At 65.3% G+C, this 17,608-nt stretch carries 18 protein-coding genes and 1 tRNA gene; 6 read left to right on the forward strand and 13 right to left on the reverse strand.

Annotation, left to right across the window (positions count from 1 at the left end; all coding sequences use genetic code 11):
• Positions 1-52 precede the first annotated feature (52 nt).
• On the forward strand, positions 53-382 hold the full coding sequence (locus KF730_RS13600) for a hypothetical protein (RefSeq protein ID WP_294098041.1): 330 nt from the start codon (positions 53-55) through the stop codon (positions 380-382).
• An 89-nt stretch (positions 383-471) separates the two neighbouring features.
• Positions 472-1,482, forward strand: a complete 1,011-nt coding sequence (locus KF730_RS13605) for an ImmA/IrrE family metallo-endopeptidase (RefSeq protein ID WP_294098043.1) — start codon at positions 472-474, stop codon at positions 1,480-1,482.
• A 35-nt stretch (positions 1,483-1,517) separates the two neighbouring features.
• On the opposite strand, the gene KF730_RS13610 is transcribed toward KF730_RS13605, so the two are convergent.
• The 3 genes from KF730_RS13610 to KF730_RS13620 all read right to left on the reverse strand — a co-directional run bounded on the left by KF730_RS13610 (position 1,518) and on the right by KF730_RS13620 (position 4,110).
• Positions 1,518-2,429: a hypothetical protein gene (locus KF730_RS13610; RefSeq protein ID WP_294098047.1), complete on the reverse strand. Its 912-nt coding sequence runs from the start codon at positions 2,427-2,429 to the stop codon at positions 1,518-1,520.
• Positions 2,416-3,435: a thymidylate synthase gene (locus tag KF730_RS13615; RefSeq protein ID WP_294098048.1), complete on the reverse strand. Its 1,020-nt coding sequence runs from the start codon at positions 3,433-3,435 to the stop codon at positions 2,416-2,418. Before KF730_RS13615 ends, KF730_RS13610 begins: the two co-directional genes overlap by 14 nt.
• 584 nt (positions 3,436-4,019) lie before the next feature.
• A tRNA-Ser gene (locus KF730_RS13620) sits at positions 4,020-4,110 on the reverse strand.
• 77 nt (positions 4,111-4,187) lie between these two features.
• Here KF730_RS13620 and KF730_RS13625 point away from each other — a divergent pair.
• The gene (locus tag KF730_RS13625) at positions 4,188-5,042 is read left to right on the forward strand and encodes a peptidylprolyl isomerase (protein WP_294098049.1); all 855 of its coding nucleotides are present in this window, start codon (positions 4,188-4,190) and stop codon (positions 5,040-5,042) included.
• An 11-nt stretch (positions 5,043-5,053) separates the two neighbouring features.
• Here KF730_RS13625 and KF730_RS13630 read toward each other — a convergent pair whose 3' ends face one another.
• From KF730_RS13630 to KF730_RS13645, 4 genes are read right to left on the reverse strand one after another with little or no spacing between them, the layout of a single operon-like run.
• A complete protein-coding gene (locus tag KF730_RS13630; protein ID WP_294098051.1) occupies positions 5,054-5,638 on the reverse strand; it encodes an ABC-type transport auxiliary lipoprotein family protein in 585 nt (194 codons plus the stop codon).
• A 5-nt stretch (positions 5,639-5,643) separates the two neighbouring features.
• Positions 5,644-6,615: an MlaD family protein gene (locus KF730_RS13635; protein WP_294098052.1), complete on the reverse strand. Its 972-nt coding sequence runs from the start codon at positions 6,613-6,615 to the stop codon at positions 5,644-5,646.
• Positions 6,615-7,451, reverse strand: coding sequence for an ABC transporter ATP-binding protein (locus tag KF730_RS13640; protein ID WP_294098056.1), 837 nt, complete (start codon positions 7,449-7,451; stop codon positions 6,615-6,617). The genes KF730_RS13635 and KF730_RS13640 overlap by 1 nt, the downstream gene beginning before the upstream one ends.
• Complete coding sequence (locus KF730_RS13645; RefSeq protein ID WP_294098058.1) at positions 7,448-8,557, reverse strand: ABC transporter permease; 1,110 nt, start codon at positions 8,555-8,557, stop codon at positions 7,448-7,450. Before KF730_RS13645 ends, KF730_RS13640 begins: the two co-directional genes overlap by 4 nt.
• An 82-nt stretch (positions 8,558-8,639) precedes the next feature.
• On the opposite strand from KF730_RS13645, the gene KF730_RS13650 reads away from it, so the two are divergent.
• The gene (locus tag KF730_RS13650) at positions 8,640-9,311 is read left to right on the forward strand and encodes an HAD-IB family phosphatase (protein WP_294098059.1); all 672 of its coding nucleotides are present in this window, start codon (positions 8,640-8,642) and stop codon (positions 9,309-9,311) included.
• A gap of 96 nt (positions 9,312-9,407) precedes the next feature.
• On the opposite strand, the gene KF730_RS13655 is transcribed toward KF730_RS13650, so the two are convergent.
• The 3 genes from KF730_RS13655 to KF730_RS13665 all read right to left on the reverse strand — a co-directional run bounded on the left by KF730_RS13655 (position 9,408) and on the right by KF730_RS13665 (position 15,054).
• The gene (locus tag KF730_RS13655; RefSeq protein ID WP_294099881.1) at positions 9,408-10,613 is read right to left on the reverse strand and encodes a DUF445 domain-containing protein; all 1,206 of its coding nucleotides are present in this window, start codon (positions 10,611-10,613) and stop codon (positions 9,408-9,410) included.
• 82 nt (positions 10,614-10,695) lie between these two features.
• Entirely contained in the window at positions 10,696-13,848 is a 3,153-nt protein-coding gene (locus KF730_RS13660; protein WP_294098061.1) for an efflux RND transporter permease subunit, read from the reverse strand.
• A gap of 12 nt (positions 13,849-13,860) precedes the next feature.
• Positions 13,861-15,054, reverse strand: a complete 1,194-nt coding sequence (locus KF730_RS13665; protein ID WP_294098063.1) for an efflux RND transporter periplasmic adaptor subunit — start codon at positions 15,052-15,054, stop codon at positions 13,861-13,863.
• Between the two features lie 230 nt (positions 15,055-15,284).
• Here KF730_RS13665 and KF730_RS13670 point away from each other — a divergent pair, with 230 nt between their 5' ends.
• Together KF730_RS13670 and KF730_RS13675 are read left to right on the forward strand one after the other, a co-directional pair.
• Positions 15,285-15,545 carry a GlsB/YeaQ/YmgE family stress response membrane protein gene (locus KF730_RS13670; RefSeq protein WP_294098065.1) on the forward strand — a complete coding sequence of 87 codons (261 nt, stop codon included), beginning with the start codon at positions 15,285-15,287 and terminating at the stop codon, positions 15,543-15,545.
• A 114-nt stretch (positions 15,546-15,659) separates the two neighbouring features.
• Complete coding sequence (locus tag KF730_RS13675; RefSeq protein ID WP_294098067.1) at positions 15,660-16,376, forward strand: SIMPL domain-containing protein; 717 nt, start codon at positions 15,660-15,662, stop codon at positions 16,374-16,376.
• 73 nt (positions 16,377-16,449) lie between these two features.
• Here the strand turns inward: KF730_RS13675 and KF730_RS13680 are convergent, their stop codons facing one another.
• From KF730_RS13680 to KF730_RS13690, 3 genes are all read right to left on the reverse strand, one after another.
• Positions 16,450-16,704, reverse strand: coding sequence for a GlsB/YeaQ/YmgE family stress response membrane protein (locus tag KF730_RS13680; protein ID WP_294098069.1), 255 nt, complete (start codon positions 16,702-16,704; stop codon positions 16,450-16,452).
• Positions 16,705-16,887: 183 nt separating this feature from the next.
• The gene (locus KF730_RS13685; RefSeq protein ID WP_294098072.1) at positions 16,888-17,187 is read right to left on the reverse strand and encodes a DUF1153 domain-containing protein; all 300 of its coding nucleotides are present in this window, start codon (positions 17,185-17,187) and stop codon (positions 16,888-16,890) included.
• A 99-nt stretch (positions 17,188-17,286) separates the two neighbouring features.
• Positions 17,287-17,481 carry a hypothetical protein gene (locus KF730_RS13690; protein WP_365973669.1) on the reverse strand — a complete coding sequence of 65 codons (195 nt, stop codon included), beginning with the start codon at positions 17,479-17,481 and terminating at the stop codon, positions 17,287-17,289.
• Positions 17,482-17,608: the final 127 nt, after the last annotated feature.

Consider the following 17,608-nt stretch of genomic DNA (forward strand, 5'->3'; position numbering starts at 1 on the left):
TTTCTACTCGCGCGGTGCCCGTGCCTTCCGCTTTTCGGCGGAGCGTCGCTTCTTGATAAACATCACGTTCGAGGGGCAGCCTCTACACGACATATGCGCGGATCTCGGTCTGGCGGAGCAGGCGTATGGGAGCGTTGCCGCAGCAGCCCTCGTGACCTTCCTCTCTGACGCGCGCTCGCTGGAGACCGTGGACGAGTTGCTCGACCTCTTCGGCGACGACATAAAAATTGCCGGGGACGATTCACTTTCGGTTGCGATTGGTGCAGACTATAGCGCGGACTTGGTCGTGGTCGGGACACGTCATTCGCGGGACGCCGGGGGGCGAATCGTCTGGGCGAGCGTTACTAGGTTGAAGATTATGGCGATATCGAGGGTGCCTTGACGGACGGACAGGAGTTCACGCCTGACTGGTTCTCAAAGCCTGGTGATTCTCTCCGCGCGCTCATGGTACGCAAGGGAGTGCCGGCGCAGATGGTTGCCGACCGCCTCGACGGCGGAATGGAGACGCTTCGGGGTCTTCTTGATGGCTCGCTTGATCTCGACGAACACCATGCTTCCACGCTTTCGGCTTCGCTGGGCGGCACGACCGCGTTCTGGCTAAAGCGGCAGGCGGACTATCGCGAGATGCTCGAGCGCGCGCTGTACCGCGCGATGGCGGATCATGACGAGAGCGCCGCTTGGCTGACGCTGCACGTGCCGGGGCCAAAGCCCAGGGGTCGGCTAAACGAAGAGCGGCGGCGCGACGAGGTTCGTCGGCGCCTCGCTTTCTACAATGTCGGCACGATGTCGGCCTGGCAGGCGCGCTATGGCCGCATCTGCTCGGAGACGCTCTTCCGCACGACGGATGCGTTCACCTCCGACGACGGTGCTGTGCTCATGTGGCTTCGAAATGGCGAACTCGGGGCCGATGTCGTGGACACGCGACCTTGGAGTCCCGGAAATCTGCACGACCGGTTGAAGGCCATTCGCGCCTTGTCGAAGATCAGGCATCCGGAATTGTTCCTGCCCAAGCTGCGTGCGCTGTGCGCCGAGGCGGGCGTGGCCGTCGTGACGAAGCGGGCGCCGGACGGCTGTCGAGCTTCTGGCGCGAGCCGGATGGTTGCGCCGGACAAGGCGATGGTACTACTGAGTTTCCGCGGCCTGTCCGATGACAAGTTCTGGTTCACGCTATTCCATGAGCTTGCGCACCTTATCCTCCACGGCGCGAGAACTTTCCTCGACGTCGACATGGGGGACGACAACGACAGCGAGCGCGAAGCCAACGAATTTGCAGCGCGCCTCATCGTTCCGGAGCACCGTGAGGGCGATTTCGCCCGCCTTTCGCCTACGAAGGACGACGTGATCCGCTTCAGCGTTGCCGGCGACGTGGCGCCGGGCCTGACCGTCGGGCAGATGCAGCACCGCCGAATGATCCACCACAAGCAGCTCGACTTTCTGAAGCGGCGCTGGAAATGGGAACAGCTCCGGCCATTCGTGGAATAGGCCATCCCGCCGCTGAACAGCGGGTAGGATAAGGCTTATCCGACGTAGTGGACGAAGCGCCGAGGCGACTTCTGCCAGTTGCAGAGCGCGTCCTCCATGACGGCCATGCCAACGGCGAGGCCCGCGTCGACTTCGTCAAGGCGGGCTTGGATGGCGGCATTCCCGGTCCCGCTCGTAGGGTTGCCGTCGATCAGGAGGCGCGCGCCGCGGCCCGGTCCGGTGGCGCCGTCCAGATATGCCGAGCCCGCCTCGATCGGGGCGAGACGGTAGCGGGAGACGAGCGAGAGATAGTCGAATTTCGCTAGCCTGCCGAAGGAGCGGACCTTCAAGCTGCGATAGAGGTGGTCGAAGATAATATGGGGATCGTTGCCGGCGGCGTGGACCGCGTTCGCGAAGAACGCGGCGTGTCCTGCCGGTCCGATCCATGCGAGATAGTCGGCCACCGCCCGCCTCATTGGTCGGTTCTTGGCCGGGTCTAGGCTTTCATACTTGCGGTGGTTGCCGAAGCTGCCCCCCACGTCCTGCCAATTGGCCGCGACCCAGTCATAGAAGGCGTTGGGATCGGCGACGACCGTCGCCCAATCCCATGTGCCCGCGCCGAGGCGGCCATAGACATCCTTCAAACGCCGCCAGCCGCCGACAGGGCGCGCGAAGTGGGTCATCAGGAAAATTAGCCAACCAGCTTCGTCGACACGCCCCTGTTGCATGTGGTGTGCAACCGCGCGTTCAGGGTCGAATGACAGACTGTTCGGATTTGCGCGATCCGCGCCGACGGGCTTCGCCTGGACAAGGCGGTAATACTCCTCGCGCCGAAGGCTCGCGATGAACTGCATCGATAGCGCCTCGACCGTGGCGTTGTCGGGAAGGCCCTGCAGACCGAGTGCGCCCCTTGCGGCGACGAGCGCCGTGACAATGCGCCTCCGTTCACCCTCCTTAGATGACCACATTGGTGCCTCCCTCATTGGCATTCGCAGCTCTCGCCTTTTCGGCGGCGCGGCGCGCGAGAAAGAGGCGCCCATCGACGTAGGGCTTGTAGAAGGATGTCGCCAGCTCCGCCCGAAGCACCTCCAACCGTCCGGGTTGGCGCTCGACCTGTTCCTTCGCCCAGAAGACTTGGAGGAGCCGCACGAGGTCGGCCCAATACGAATCGTTCATCACCGCCGAGGCGTCCAGCTCCTCGCCGGCGCGCAGTCTCGTTTCGATCGCGATGAGCTGTTCGACCAGAAGAAAGGGATCGCCCGACGGCATTGGCGGCATCTCGCTGGTCTGCTGGAAGCCTTCCGCGATGTAGGCGTCGACCCCACCAAGATAATCTTTGTACACGTGCATGCTGCCGACATACTGATGGTATTCGCCGAGAAGGACACTGAGCCGCTGCGCCATCATCTCCTGCAGCATCGTGAAGCAAAACACGTCATGAGGCAGGCCCCAGTACGCATCGTTGGATCGCATTGTCACAGACATGTGCAGTACCCCTTCCCGAAGGTGGAACTGCAGCGTTGTTGTGCAGGGGATCTCCGCGTGGTCGGTAGCGATGTCCTCGGCATTGAAAAGCTGAATAACGGCCCGGCGCGACCCCGGCTTCTTCGTCAACAACGCATGGATGCTGTCCAGTTGATTGATCTGCCCACGCATCGCCATCAGACGCGGACCGTAGGCGCCCTCGAGGATGCCGTTGACGGCGTCTTCTTCATAGGCGGGCACATAGTCCCGTATGAAGGCCAGGCTCTCCGAACCGGAAAGATACCACAGCAGTTCGCCCAGGGCGCTGAAAGGCTTGCCCCTGTTCTCCGAAAGACTCAGCCGCGCCCGTGGTTTCTTGATTTTGAGCGAGACGCCCAGCAGTTCCTTGGACTCCCCACGCGTCCCGCCGCCGTGCCAGTGGCCGTCGGCCTTGATTGCCGAATAGAGCTGATAAAGCACTCCATCCAGACTATCGCACTCAATCAACATGCCCCCGCTCACCGCCGCTGGCGGCGCCCCCAGTCCTTGTTTTCCCCGTAATCACGATCAATCTGAAAAGTCTGCGGGTCAACAAGGCCGTGCTAGCTTTCCTTCCGAAGCGGGAGATATCAGGCGGTTGCCATGGCCCAACGCTAAGCGCGAGGTCGACAATCCGCTGACGAGGCCAGCCTCTCGTTCTGTTTTTCCAACGCCGCAGGCTGTAGCCGGCCCGATCCAGTCTTAGCGGGCACATAACAAGCGGCTGGCTTCGTGGAACAAGACGGCAGCCCGAATGTCGCTTGTGAGTTTTGTTTGGGAATTATGAGCTGAATGAACGTCCCCTTTGGCGCACCTGTTTGCCAAAAGCTGCCTGTCCGCAAGCGGCCAAATTAGGACCTTGCTTAGCGGGCACAGGCTAAACGGCGTCAAAGTATATCAATGTCCTACTTTCAGTCCTAATTTCATCTGATACGGTAAAGCGATCAGTATCGTCGGATTTCCAGTTATATCATTGAATCCATATGATATTTTCCGGCGGCTGGGCGGAGACGAGAGATTCTATAACCCATTGATTTTACTTGATTTTTTAGAAGTGGCGGAGCGGGAGGGATTCGAACCCTCGATACGGTTTTGCCGTATACTCACTTTCCAGGCGAGCGCCTTCGACCACTCGGCCACCGCTCCGCATGCACTGGAAGGCGCTGCCGATAGAGCGTGCGAGGGAGCTAGGCAAGCGCGGCGCGGCGTGTCAGTTTCGGCGCATGCTCAAACCCCTCCTCGCGCTGCTCGCGCTCTCCGCCGCCTATCCCGCCACCGCCCAGACCGCGGCGCCGCTGCCGAGCGACGCGATTCCCGAGGATTGGCACGACATTCCCGACGACGAGATCATGGTGATCACCTTCAAGGACGGGCGCCAGGTGTTCATCCGGCTCGCCGCGAAGCTGGCGCCGGGCCATGTCTCGAATATCCGCAAGATCGCGATGGCGCGTTGGTGGGACAATACCAGCGTCTATCGCGTCCAGGAGAATTGGGTGACCCAGTGGGGCGGCAACGAGAAGACCGCGCCGCCCGAGATCATCGCCCGTCCGCCCGCCGAGTTCGAGATCGGACCGGTGGCGTTCGCGCAGAAGCTGTCCAAGGCCGATGGCTATTCTGCCGCTTCGGGGGTTACCGCCGATGGCTGGCCGATCGCGAGCGATGGAAAGACCGCATGGCTCACGCATTGCTACGGCATGGTCGGCGTCGCCCGCGACCAGTTGCCAGACACAGGTGCCGGCACCGAGCTGTTCACGCCGATCGGCCAGTCGGCGCGCCGGCTCGACCGCAACTACACCGTGGTCGGGCGGATCGTCGAAGGCATGCAGTTCATGTCGGCGATGCCGCGTAGCAGCGCCGCGATGGGCGTCTACGCGACCGAGGCCGAGCGCACGGCAATCGCGTCGGTGCGGCTGGCGAGCCAGTTGCCCGGCGACGAGCGCCCGGTCTTCCAGTACCGCGCGACCGACAATGAACGCTATGCGGCGCTGATCGCCTCGCGCGAAAAGCCTGCCGCGCCGACGGTGGCGACGGGGCTCGAAGTCTGTGACCTCGCCCCTGGAGTCCGCCGCAAGCAATAAACGTTGGGACTTTAGCGCCCGATCCAGTCGGCGATCTCGCCCGCTACCTGGTTCGCTGCCTGGTTGAGCGCCGCGCCCACCGCAGCCGTTTCGATCTTGGCAACCGGCACGCGCGCTTCGAAACGGCGCTTCTCGAACACCGAGGCGGTGCCGCGCATCAACGAGGCGTCGAAAGTGACGACGGCCTCGCTGCCGGCCTCGTCGATCCCGAAGCGGCGCAGCTCGCCGGTCAGCTGCGCGCCCGGATCGAGCTGCGACTGGCGGCTGCTGAGCACGACGCGGCCGGTGCGTGAGGTTATCGTATCGGCGAGCAGGCGGGCGAACAGCCGCGACGGCTGCTCGACCCACATCGCGTCCTTCACATAGGCGACCGCCTGACCGCCGGCATGGACCGGCACGCGCTGCGTTGCCAGCTCCTGCGGCACGGCGGGCACGGCGATGGTGATCGTCGGCGCATTGGCCGAGCTCTGCGCCTCGCCGACCGCGACCGGCGCCGCCGGATCGAGCGTCAGGTACGAAGCCGGCGGCTTGGCTCCGAACGAGATGCATCCCGCCAGCGGAAGTAGAACGAGGAGGAAAACGGGTTTCTTCGGCATGACGCTCACTTCCTGTTGCCGGGTTTGTAGTCGGGCAGCTTGGGCGCGCCGAGGATGTTGCCGGCGCCGCCCTGATCGATCTTCTCGGCGACCGAGGACAGCGATTGCGACATCACGCGCAGATCCTGGACGAGCTGGCCGACCTCGGGGATCGTCTTCTTCGAAAAGGCCTGGATGCCCGGACGGGCGTCGCCGATCGTCGCGTCGAGCGTCTCCATGCTCTTCTGCGCCGCCGCGATGGTCTTGTTGAGATTGGCGATCGTCGGCTTGATATTGTCCGCGAGCACACCGTTGGTGGTGTCGGCAAGGTTGCCGATCTGCTCGGCGGCGATTCCCGCTTTCTGGATCGCGATCCGCGTCTCGGCGAGCGTCGCCGCGATCTCGGGCCCGCGATCGGCGAGGGCGTCGGTCAGGCGGTTGGTGTTGGCGAGAATGCCGGCGATCGAATTCTGGTTCTTGTCGCCGAGCAGCTCGGTCAGCCGCTCGGTCAGCGTCGAGAGCCGCTCGAGCAGCTTCGGCGCCGAACTGAGCAACGCACCGAGACCACCGGCCTTGGTCGGGATCACCGGCACGCCGAGCGGGCACGCCGCTTGCGGATTCTGTGCCGGGCAGACGATCGGGGGGGCACCTTTTACCGCGCCGTCGAGCTGGATCGACGACGGGCCGGTGAAGCTGCCCTGGATCGTCGCGGTGGTCCCTTCGAGGATCGGCACACCGGGCTTCACCGCGATGCGCACGCGCACCAGGCTGGGGTCGGGGCGCCAGAACGAGATTTCCTTCACCTGCCCCGAAGGGACGCCGGAGAAGGTCACCTGCGAGCCCGCGCTGAGCCCATCGACCGCCTGCTTGAAGAAGATGTCATATTCGCGGTCGTCGCCGCCGCTCAGCCGGGCGAGCCAGACGGCGAAAAGCGCCAGCACGGCGAGCAGGATCAGCACGACGCTGCCGACGAGCACATGGTTCGATCGCGTTTCCATCAGGCTTTATCCTCATGCGCGGGCCGGGCATCGGGCGTCTGCGCCTCATGCCTGGCCTTGCCGGCGACCGCGGCTCTCCCGCGCGGCCCATTGAAATATTCCTGGATCCAGGGGTGGTCCAGCGCGAGCAGTTCCGGGATCGTGCCGACCGCGATCACCTTCTTGTCGGCGAGCACGGCGACACGGTCGCAAATCGCATAGAGCGTGTCGAGATCGTGGGTGATCAGGAACACGGTGAGCCCCAGCGTCTTCTGGAGCGATGCGGTCAGCGCGTCGAAGGCGGCAGCACCGATCGGATCGAGGCCGGCGGTCGGCTCGTCGAGGAACAGCAGCTCGGGATCCAGCGCCAGCGCCCGGGCGAGACCGGCGCGCTTCTTCATCCCACCCGAAAGCTCGGACGGATATTTGGGCCCGGCCTCGGCGGGCAGGCCGCTCATCAGCACCTTGTAGCCGGCGATCTCGTCCAGCAGCGCCTGACCGAGGCCGGGGTAGAATTCCTTGAGCGGCACCTGGACGTTCTCGGCGACGGTCAGCGTCGAAAACAGGGCGCCGCCCTGAAAGAGGATGCCCCAGCGCTTGCGGACCTCGGTCGCCTCGGTCTCGTCGCGGCCGACGGTGGACTCGCCGAACACCTCGACTTCGCCCGACAGTGGCGTCTGCAAGCCGATGATCGAACGCATCAGCACCGATTTGCCGGTGCCCGATCCTCCGACCACGCCAAGTATCTCGCCGCGGCGCACGTCGAGGTCGAGCCCGTCATGTACCAGTTGGTCGCCAAAGCCATTGGTGAGGCCTCGGACCCGAATGACGGTCTCGGAGCGCGGCGGGCGTTTCATATCCACTTTATCTGGCTGAAGAAGACCGCGAAGAACGCGTCGAGCACGATCACCAGGAAGATTGCCTGGACGACGGCGGTCGTCGTGCGGTGGCCGACCTGCTCGGCATCGCCCTCCACCTGCATGCCCTGGAAACAGCCGGCGATGGCGATGATCGCGCCAAACACCGGCGCCTTGATCAGCCCGACCCACAGATCGGTCATCGGCACGACTTCGCGAATCTTCATGATGAAGGTGACCGGCGGGATGCCGAGCTGGGCCCAGCACAGCAGTCCGCCGCCGATGATCCCGATCAGCGCCGAATAGAAAGCGAGCAGCGGCATCATCAGCACGACCGCGAAGAAGCGCGGCAGGACCAGCGCCTCCATCGGCGAGACGCCGATCGTGCGCATCGCATCGATTTCCTCAGTCAGCTTCATCGTGCCGATCTGCGCGGCGAAGGCCGAGCCCGAACGGCCGGCGACCATGATCGCGGTCATCAGCACGCCGAGCTCGCGCAGGGTGATGCGGCCGACCAGGTTGATCGTGTAGATCTCGGCGCCGAACTGGCGCAGCTGGACCGCGCCCTGCTGGGCGATGACGATGCCGATCAGGAAGCTCATCAGCCCGATGATGCCGAGCGCCGAGACGCCGACGACCTCGAAGCGCTGGACCGTGGCGTTGACGCGGAAGCGGCTCGGGTGCCGCGCCACGTTCCAGAACGCGATGAGCGTCGCGCCGAGGAAGCCGAGCAGGCCGTAAAGCGTCTTGCCCGAAGTCACGACGGCATCGCCGATCTCGCCCAGCACGCGCGGGATCAGCCCGGGCTCCCTGCGCGCGGGCTCCATCGGGCATTCCGAAGCTGCGACCTGTTCGAGCAGATATTTCTCGTCGGGTTGCATGCCGACGATCTCGGAGCGGTGCTCGCGCGCGAAACGGTGGATCAGCCAGGCGCCGACTGTGTCGAGCCGCTCGATATTGTTGAGGTCGAGCGTCGCGACCGGCCCTTGCACCGTGCTCAGCCGTTCGGGGAGGTCGCCAATGCACGCCAGCGACAGATTGCCGGTGAAGCGAAGCGCGACGCTTCCTCCCGAATCCACACGCTCGAAGTCGGCAGGCCCCTTCATGACCGCCACCTTTCGGCGATTCGCCCTTCTGCGGCAAGGATTTGCTCTGGTCTGCGCACAATGCGTCGTTTTACATGTCCCAATGCGGCACCTGGCGATTTACGACATGGACAAGACGATCACGCGCGAAGCGACGTGGACGCGGTTCCTGATCGCCTCGGCCAGGCGGCGCGCGCCATGGCGGCTGGCGCTCTATCCGATCGCCGGCGTCGCGGCCCTGGGCTATCTGCTCAAGCTCACCGATCGTGCCGGGCTCAAGCGGTTCACGCAGCGGCTGATGCTCGGGCGCGCGCTGACGCCCGCCGAGATGGAGGCGATCGCGGAGGGCTTCGCCGATGCCGAGCTCGAGCATGGCGTGCTCCACGGCGCGCGCGAGCGGATCGCGGCGGACCGCGCGGCGGGGTATACGCTGGTGATGGCGACCGCCTCGCACGGCTATTACGCCGCCGCGATCGCGCGCCGTCTGGGGTTCGATGCTGTCGTCGCCACACAGGCGAAGCGCGATGGCCAAGGGCGTATTCTCTCCGATCTTGAAGGGGATAACTGTTACGGCCCCGCAAAGCTCCGCATGACCCTCGACTGGATGCGCGGGGCGGGGATCGCGCGCGGAGACACGCATATCCGCGCCTATTCGGACCATGTCTCCGACGCGCCGTTGCTCGACTGGGCGGATGAGGGCTTCGCAGTCAACGCGCACGGGCCGCTCAAGGCGCTGGCGGGCGAGAAGGGCTGGCCGGAACTGGACTGGCGGTAGCGGATGCAGTTGCGCTCCTGCGAAGGAGGAGCGCAGGATCACAAGCGGTGCGGCTCGAACTCCCGACCCCGCTTTCGCAGGAGAACGGGAAATCGATCAAAGCAAAGCGTCCACGGCGTGAATCGCCACCCCGACCAGGCCGCCGACCAGCGTGCCGTTGATGCGGATATATTGCAGATCCCGGCCGACCGCGTTTTCCAGCCGACCGGTCACCGTCTCGGCGTCCCAGCCGCGAATCGTGTCCGAGACCAGCCGGACGATGCCGTCGCCATAATCGGATGCCGCGCCCACTGCGGCGCGGCGCACGAAGCGGTTTATGGTATCGGCGAGCCGGGCATCGCTCTGCAGCGTCTCGCCCAGTTGCCGCAGCGCGTCACCGAGCTCGCCGGACAGCATCCGGTCGGGATCGCGCGCGGCCCGCAGCAGCGCGGCGCGCCCTGATTCCCATACGCCAAGCCACCAGTCCGCCAAGGCGGGATTGTCGAGCAGTTCGTTCTTGAAGCCCTCGACCTGCGCACGCCTGGCGGGGTCGTGCTGAAGGTCGTGCGCCAGCTGCGCCAGCCCTTCCTCGGCCTTGGCGCGCAGCGGATGGTTGGGATCCTCGGCCATGTCGCCGAGCAGCTTGGCGAGCCCGGCGATGATCTTGTTGGCGAGCGTTTCGTCGAGCCCGGTCCAGCGCAGCACCGATCCGGCGCGCTCATGGACCATCGTCCGGATCATATGTTCATTGGCGTCGAGCACCCGTGCCGCCCAATGGACGATGCCGTCGAGAAGCGGCCGGTGGCGATTCTCGGCCATCGCGGTGGCGAGGGCGCGGCCAAGCAACGGCGCGATCTCCAGCGCGCGGAGCCGGTCGGCCAGCGCGCGCTTGGCCATGCCGCCCAGCCGCTCCTGATCGAGCGCTTCGAGCATGTCGGCGGCGAGCCGCCCGACCCCGGCGCGCAGCCGCCCGCGGCTGGCGCCGGGGTCGGCCAGCCAGCGGCCGGCGGCGCGCGCCATATCGACGCGCTGCATCCGCCGCGCCACCACCGCCGGCGTCAGGAAATTATCGCGCAGGAACTGGGCAAGCGTGCTGGCGATCCGGTCCTTGTTGCGCGGGATGATCGCGGTGTGCGGGATCGGCAGTCCGAGCGGGTGACGGAACAGAGCGGTGACCGCGAACCAGTCGGCCAGCCCGCCGACCATCGCCGCCTCGGCAAAGGCCCGGACATAGCCGATCGCCGGGTGGGCATGATCAAAGGCGCGCGTCGCGAGGAACAGCCCGGCCATCGCCACCAGCAGCCCGGTCGCGACCAACCGCATCCGCCGCAGCTCGGGCGGAGATACGAGAAGGGGAGCGCGCGACCTCGTCACACGCTCCCCAATCCCTGAGACGGCAGGAGGTTCACTCCGCCGGCTGCGGCGCATCGTCCCCGGGCTGGTGGTCGATCAGGCCGCCCTTGCCGTCGCTGCCGATCACCCGGCTGCCATCGTCGCCGGGACGATAGGTCAGCAGCCGCTTCGAAAGCCGCGGCCCGAGCCACTGTTCGACGCCCACCGCGAGGCTGAAGCTCGCCGGCACGATCACCAGAGTCAGGATCGTCGACAGGATCAGCCCGCCGATCACGACGATGCCCATCGGCGCGCGCCACGAGCTGTCGCCCGAAAGCGACATCGCCGTCGGCACCATGCCTGCGACCATCGCCACCGTGGTCATCACGATCGGCTGGGCGCGCTTGTGCCCGGCGTCGAGGATCGCGGTGAACTTGTCGACGCCCTTGTTCATCTCCTCGATCGCGAAGTCGATCAGCAGGATCGAGTTCTTGGCGACGATGCCGAACAGCATCAGGATGCCGATGAACACCGGCAGCGACAGCGGGTTGCCCGTCGCCAGCAGCGCCAGCAGCCCGCCCAAAGGCGCCAGCAATAGCGAGCCCATGTTGACCAGCGGCGACATGAAGCGGCGATAGAGCAGCACCAGCACCGCGAAGACCAGGAAGATGCCCGCGGCCAGCGCGATGAAGAAGTTCTTGAGCATCTCCGCCTGCCATTTGGCCTGGCCGACCGACATCTCGCCCACGCCCACCGGCAGATTCTTCATCGACGGCAGCGCGTGGATCGCCTTCATCACGTCGCTGGAGACATAGTTCTTGCCGGTCTTCGGATCGATCGCGAGATCGGCGCCGACGACGATGCGGCGCTGCTGGTTGAGGCGCTGGATGCGGGTCGGGCCGGCACCGAAGCTGATATCGGCGATGACGCTGAGCGGCACCGATCCGCCCGATTGGGTCTGCACCGGCATGTTCTGGATCGTCGAAAGCCGCTCGCGCGCATTCTCGTCGATCGCGACGCGGATCGGAATCTGGCGGTCGCTGAGCGAGAATTTCGCGGCGTTCTGGTCGATCTCGCCGAGCGTCGCGATACGGATCGCCTGGCTCAGCGCGGCGGTGGTGACGCCGAGGTTCGCGGCCAGATCGAGGCGCGGCTTGACGATGATTTCGGGGCGCTGCAGGTCGCCGGCGACGCGCGGGGCGACCAGCGAGGGCAGCCCGGCCATTTCGGTGACGAGTCGGTTGGCGACGTCGTTGAGCACGATCGGATCCTCGCCGCCCAGCGTGACCGAGATGTCGCGACCGCTGCCGCCCCATCCGAACTGGGAACGGAACGAGACGCGCGCATCGGGTATGGCGGTCAGCTTTGGCGCGAGACGCTTCTCGAACTCGTTGCTGGTTTCCTTGCGGTGTTCCTGCAAATCGGCGCCGACCCGGCCGCTGCCGACGAAGCTGCGCTCGTAGACGTCGGTGACCAGCGGGTCGGCCTTGAGGATCGCGGCGACCTGCTTGACGATGGCATCGGTCTTATCGAGCGGCGTTCCCGGGACCATTTCGACCGTCGCCTGGACGCTGTCGCGATCCTGGGTCGGCTGGAAGGTCATCGGCAGCATCGCGAAGCACAGCACCGTCAGCGCGAACGATACGAACCCGGCCAGCACCGCGCTCCAGCGGTGCCGCAGCGTCCAGCGCAGCAGGTTGACGTACCAGTTCATCACCCGGCTCTCGCCGTGCGACTCCTCGCCATGGGCCTTGAGGAAATAGGCCGCGATCATCGGCGTCAGCAGCCGCGCGACCGCCAGCGACATCAGCACCGCGGCAACCACGGTCAGGCCGAAATTCTTGAAGAACTGGCCCGATACGCCCGGCATCAGGCCGACCGGCAGGAACACCGCGACGATCGACATGGTCGTGGCGAGCACCGCCACCCCGATCTCGTCGGCGGCGTCGATCGATGCCTGATAGGCGGATTTGCCCATGCGCATATGCCTGACGATATTCTCGATCTCGACGATCGCGTCGTCGACGAGCACGCCGGCGACCAGCGACAGCGCCAGCAACGTCATCTGGTTGAGTGTGAAGCCCAGCATGTCCATGAAGAAGAAGGCCGGGATCGCCGAGAGCGGGATCGCCAGCGCCGAGATGAAGGTCGCGCGCCAGTCCCGCAGGAACAGGAACACGACGACAACCGCGAGCACCGCGCCTTCGACCATCGCCTCCATCGCCGAATGATATTGCTGCTTGGCGTATTTGGAGCTGTTGTCGAGCAGCTCGAACTTGACCTTGGGATTGGTCTCTTCAAGCTTCTCGAGCTTCTTCTCGGTCTCCTCGAACACGGTGACGTCGGATGCGCCCTTGGCGCGCTGGATGTCGAACGAGACGACCTGGCGGCCATTATATCTGGCAAGGCTGCGCTGTTCGGCAAAGCTGTCCTCGACGCGGGCGATGTCGGCGAGACGGACCGTCCGTCCGCCGCCGGTCGAGATCAGGCTCTGGCCGAGCGTATAGGCGTCCTTGGCGTTGCCGATCACGCGAACCGATTGCTCGAACCCCGAGATTTCGGCGCGCCCGCCCGCGGCGTTCATGTTGACCGCGCGGAGCTGCTGGTTGACCTGGCTGGCGGTCAGCCCGACGCCCTGGAGCTTGGCGGGATCGAGAATCACCCGGATCTCGCGATCGACGCCGCCGTTGCGGTTGACCGCCGACATGCCGGGAACCGAGAGCAGCTCCTTCGACACGGTATTATCGATATACCAGCTCAGCTGCTCGACGGTCATGTCGGTGGCGACCGCGGTGAAGCTGGCGATGTCCTTGTCGGTGGTGTTGGCGCGGCCCACCTGGGGTTCGAGGATGCCGTCGGGCAGCGAGCCGCGGATCTGCTGGATCGCGCTGCGCACATCCTCCACCGCACGATCGATCGGCGTGCCGATGTTGAGCTGGACGATGGTCTGCGAATTGCCTTCGGAGACAGTGGAATCGATCTGGTCGATGCCTTGCAGCGAGCGCACCGCCGATTCGACCTTCTGGGTGATCTGGGTCTCAAGCTCGCTCGGCGCCGCGCCGGGCTGGCTGACCGAGACCCACACCACCGGGAAGTCGATGTCCGGATCGTTGTTCACATCCATGTTCGCGAAGCTGAACAGCCCCGCGACGGTCAGGAACACGAAGAGGACGATCGGCGGGACCGGGTTGCGGATCGCCCAGGCCGAGATGTTCCGGAAGCTCATCGCGTGTCGCCCTTACTTCTTCTGCACCGCAGGAATGACCTTCTGGCCCGGATTGAGGAACGCGCCTGCGGTGAGCACGATCCGTTCGCTGCCGGTCAGGCCCGAGGTGATCGCGACGCCCGCTTCGGTCACTTCGCCGGTGGTGACCGGGGTGCGGACCGCTTCGTTCTTGTCGTTGATCGTATAGACATAGTTGCTCGTCGCGTCGCTCTGCACCGCCGATTGCGGCAGCATCACCGCGGTGATGCCGCCGGCGACGATGCGCGCGCTGGCGAAGCCGCCGGGGCGCAGCGCCGGATCGTAGCTGAGCGCGATACGGGCGATACCCTGGCGCGACTGCGGATCGATCACCGGCGAAACCTGCCAGACTTCGCCCTTGAAGACCTTGGTCGAGCCGGTCGGCGTTACTTCGGCCTGCACGCCGGCGCGAAGCTTCTGGAGATCGGTTTCGGCGAGCTGCGCGCGCAGCTCCATCTGCCCGCCCATCGCGAGGCGGAACAGCACGCCCGAGCCCGAGCTGACGATCTGGCCGGGCTCGACACCGCGGGTCAGCACCAGCCCGGCGGCGGGCGCACGAATGTCGAGGCGGCGATTGCGCGCCGAGGTTTCGGCAAGCTGCGCGCGTGCCACGCGGACACGGGCATTGGCCTGGTCGCGGGTCGCGGTCTTGCGGTCGATATCGGCCTTGGAGATGAAGCCGCCGCCGACCAGCTTCTGGGCGCGATCGAGTTCGGACTGGGCAAGGCGGGCATCGGCCTCCGCGACGCGAACCTGCGCGGCGAGCGATTCGGCGGTCTGCGACTGGACCGAGCGATCGACGGTGGCGAGCACCTGGCCGGCGCCGACCCAGCTGCCCGGCTCGACGAGGACACGCGTGACCATGCCGCCTTCGCCGGCGACCCCGACCGGCATCTCGCGGCGCGCCGCCAGCGTGCCGGTGCCCGAGACGATGGTCTCGACGGTGGCGCGGCCGGGGCTGGCGACGGTGACGGTCGGCAGCTGCGACTGGTTCTGCTTCGCGGCGGCGCCCTTGTCCGCCGCGCCCTTGTCGGCGCCCGAATGGCGGCCCATCAGGAAGAAGGCGGCCACGCCCGCGATCACGATCACGGCCAGCGTGATCCAGATCCAGCGGCGGCTGCGCCGCGGCTCTTCTCCGGTGAATTCCAGCCGCTCTTGCCGTCCGAACATCTTGGCCTCGTAATTCATGTGCGTGTCCCGTTCCGGCGCGATTGCCGATCCCCCGATATCCGCACTGTATTATATGAATAAGGCACCAGCGGCAAGAGCCGTTGGTACCCGGGGCGGCGGAATGCGCTTTTCAGCGCTTTTTCGCAAGTGTCCGGATCGTTTCCTGCAAGAAACCGGTTGCAATGGACCAATCATCTGGCAACCCTTCGCCCAGGCTCGCCGCGACGGGCCGCAAACAGGAGGAAAATATGCCTGAGGGTATCATCCAATGGCTGCTGATCGGTCTGGTCGCAGGCGCGCTCGGCAAGCTGATCATGCCGGGTAAGGATCCCGGCGGGATTATCGTCACCATCCTGATCGGCATCGCCGGCGCATTGCTCGCATTCTATCTGACACCGATGCTGGGCATCAATGTCAGCGACGCCAGCTGGAAAGCCTATGCCGCCGCTACGGCCGGCTCGGTCGTTCTTCTGGCGCTCTATCGTCTGGTGATGGTCCGCCGCGTCTGATGTTTCGGCCACGATGCCGTAACCTGACAAAAAGCCGACGGTTTCGTTCAGCTTTTATTTGTCCCGCGTCCGGCAGTGCCGGGCGCGGGATAAATATTTTGGGAAATTGATCGCATGATTCGTACCGCGCTTGCCGCCACCGCGGCGCTGTTCACCGTTTCGGCACTGCCGGCAGCCGCGCAGGAAATGCGCCCGGTGCCCGCCGACGGCACGCTGCTCGAAGTCTCGGCCGAGGGTGTCAGCACCCGCGTTCCCGATGTCGCCCTGATCCAGGCCGGCGTGATCACCCAGGCGCCGACCGCGGCGGTCGCGATGGCGCAGAACAGCAAGCGCATGGCGGCGGTGCTCGCGGCGTTGCGCGGCGCCGGCATCGCCGAGCGCGATCTGCAGACCGCCTCGATCTCGCTCAGCCCGCAATATCGCTACGAGAATAATCAGCCGCCGATCCTCACCGGCTATCAGGCATCGAACCAGGTCACGGTGCGCTTCCGCGACGTGGCCCAGAGCGGCACGATCCTCGACACGCTGGTCAAGCAGGGCGCCAACAATATTTCGGGCCCGAACCTGACCGTCGACAAGCCCGAGGCCGCGCTCGACGAAGCCCGTACCAATGCCATCGCCAAGGCGCGGGCGCGTGCCACGCTCTATGCCAACGCCGCCGGGCTCAAGGTCGATCGCATCCTGACGATTTCGGAAAGCGGCGCGATGCCGGCGCCGGTGCCGGTGATGGCGTTCCGCGCCGACAAGGCGATGGCACAGGCCAGTACCGAGGTGGTGGCCGGCGAGCAGCAACTGAGTGTCACCGTCTCGGTCCGCTTCCTGCTTAAATAAGCGATCTTCCGTGGACAAATAAAATGGCCGCCCCGGGAACATCCCGGAGCGGCCTCTTTTCTGTGTCGCGTCGTTAGCGGACCGCGCCGCGGCGGACGAGGTTCACGATCGCGAGCAGGATGATCGCACCCACCAGCGACACCAGGAACGTCGTCGGCGTGATCACGCCGCTATTGATGTTCGCGCCGAACAACAGGCCGCCGATGAAGGCGCCGACGATGCCGACGACGATGTTCAGGAAGATGCCCTGCTGACCATCCGTGCGCATCACGATACTTGCGAGCCAGCCGACCACGCCGCCGACCACGAGCCAAACGATAAGTCCCATACGTCCCTCCGTTAACAGAAGCCCGGCGGGCCGGGCGGACGGAGCAACTACTCGCAAGCGCTCATATTGGTTCCGTATCGAAATTTGGCGGATCGGCGGGAACCTTGCCGCCGCGATACGAAACGGCCCGCCTTCCGAAGTGGAAGACGGGCCGTTTTGCTCCTTGGGAGAAGCGGATCCGGATCAATATTTCTGCTGGCGCTCGTAGAGCGAGCGGTAATGCTGGATGCGCGTCACGCGCAGCCCCGGCATCCCCGAGCGGTCGATCGCGCGCTGCCAGCCGGCGAATTCCTCGACCGTGAGGCCATAGCGCTCGCAGACTTCGTCCACGCTCAACAGGCCGCCATTGACCGCGGCCACGACCTCGGCCTTGCGGCGCACCACCCAGCGCGTCGTCTCCGGCGGCGGCAGCGTGTCGATCGTCAGCGGTTCGCCGAGCGGGCCGATGACTTTCGCGGGACGGATCTTCTGGTTCTCAATCATTGGACCTCATTTGGGGCGGGGGCCCCTTACTCAAACTATCTAACGACCAATATCCCGCGGGCTTGAACATCGATTGAAGCGGCAGGGTAAACATCGCCTTCATTTGCGTTGCCAACGGGTTAGCGCGAGCGCGGCGGCACGGTGGAATGCGCCATGGACCGGGGCGAGCAACGCATCGACCGGCAGCGCCACCGCGATCCGCGCCTGGGCGCGGGCGGTGGGGCTCGCCGCCTGACGGGCGGCGACACCAACCAGCAGGATGGCAAGCTCGATCGGCATGGCGGTCACCGCCACATCCCGATCCGCCCGTGCAAAACTCAAATCCACAAATACGCATCCGCTACTTCTTGTCGGATGGCCGGTTGTAGCGCCGAGCAGTGAAGGGGCCGTAAAGGCGGGGAAAACTAGCGCTTAACCTCCA

The sequence above is a fragment of the Sphingomonas sp. genome (assembly GCF_019635515.1).
In the GTDB taxonomy this organism is placed as follows: domain Bacteria; phylum Pseudomonadota; class Alphaproteobacteria; order Sphingomonadales; family Sphingomonadaceae; genus Sphingomonas.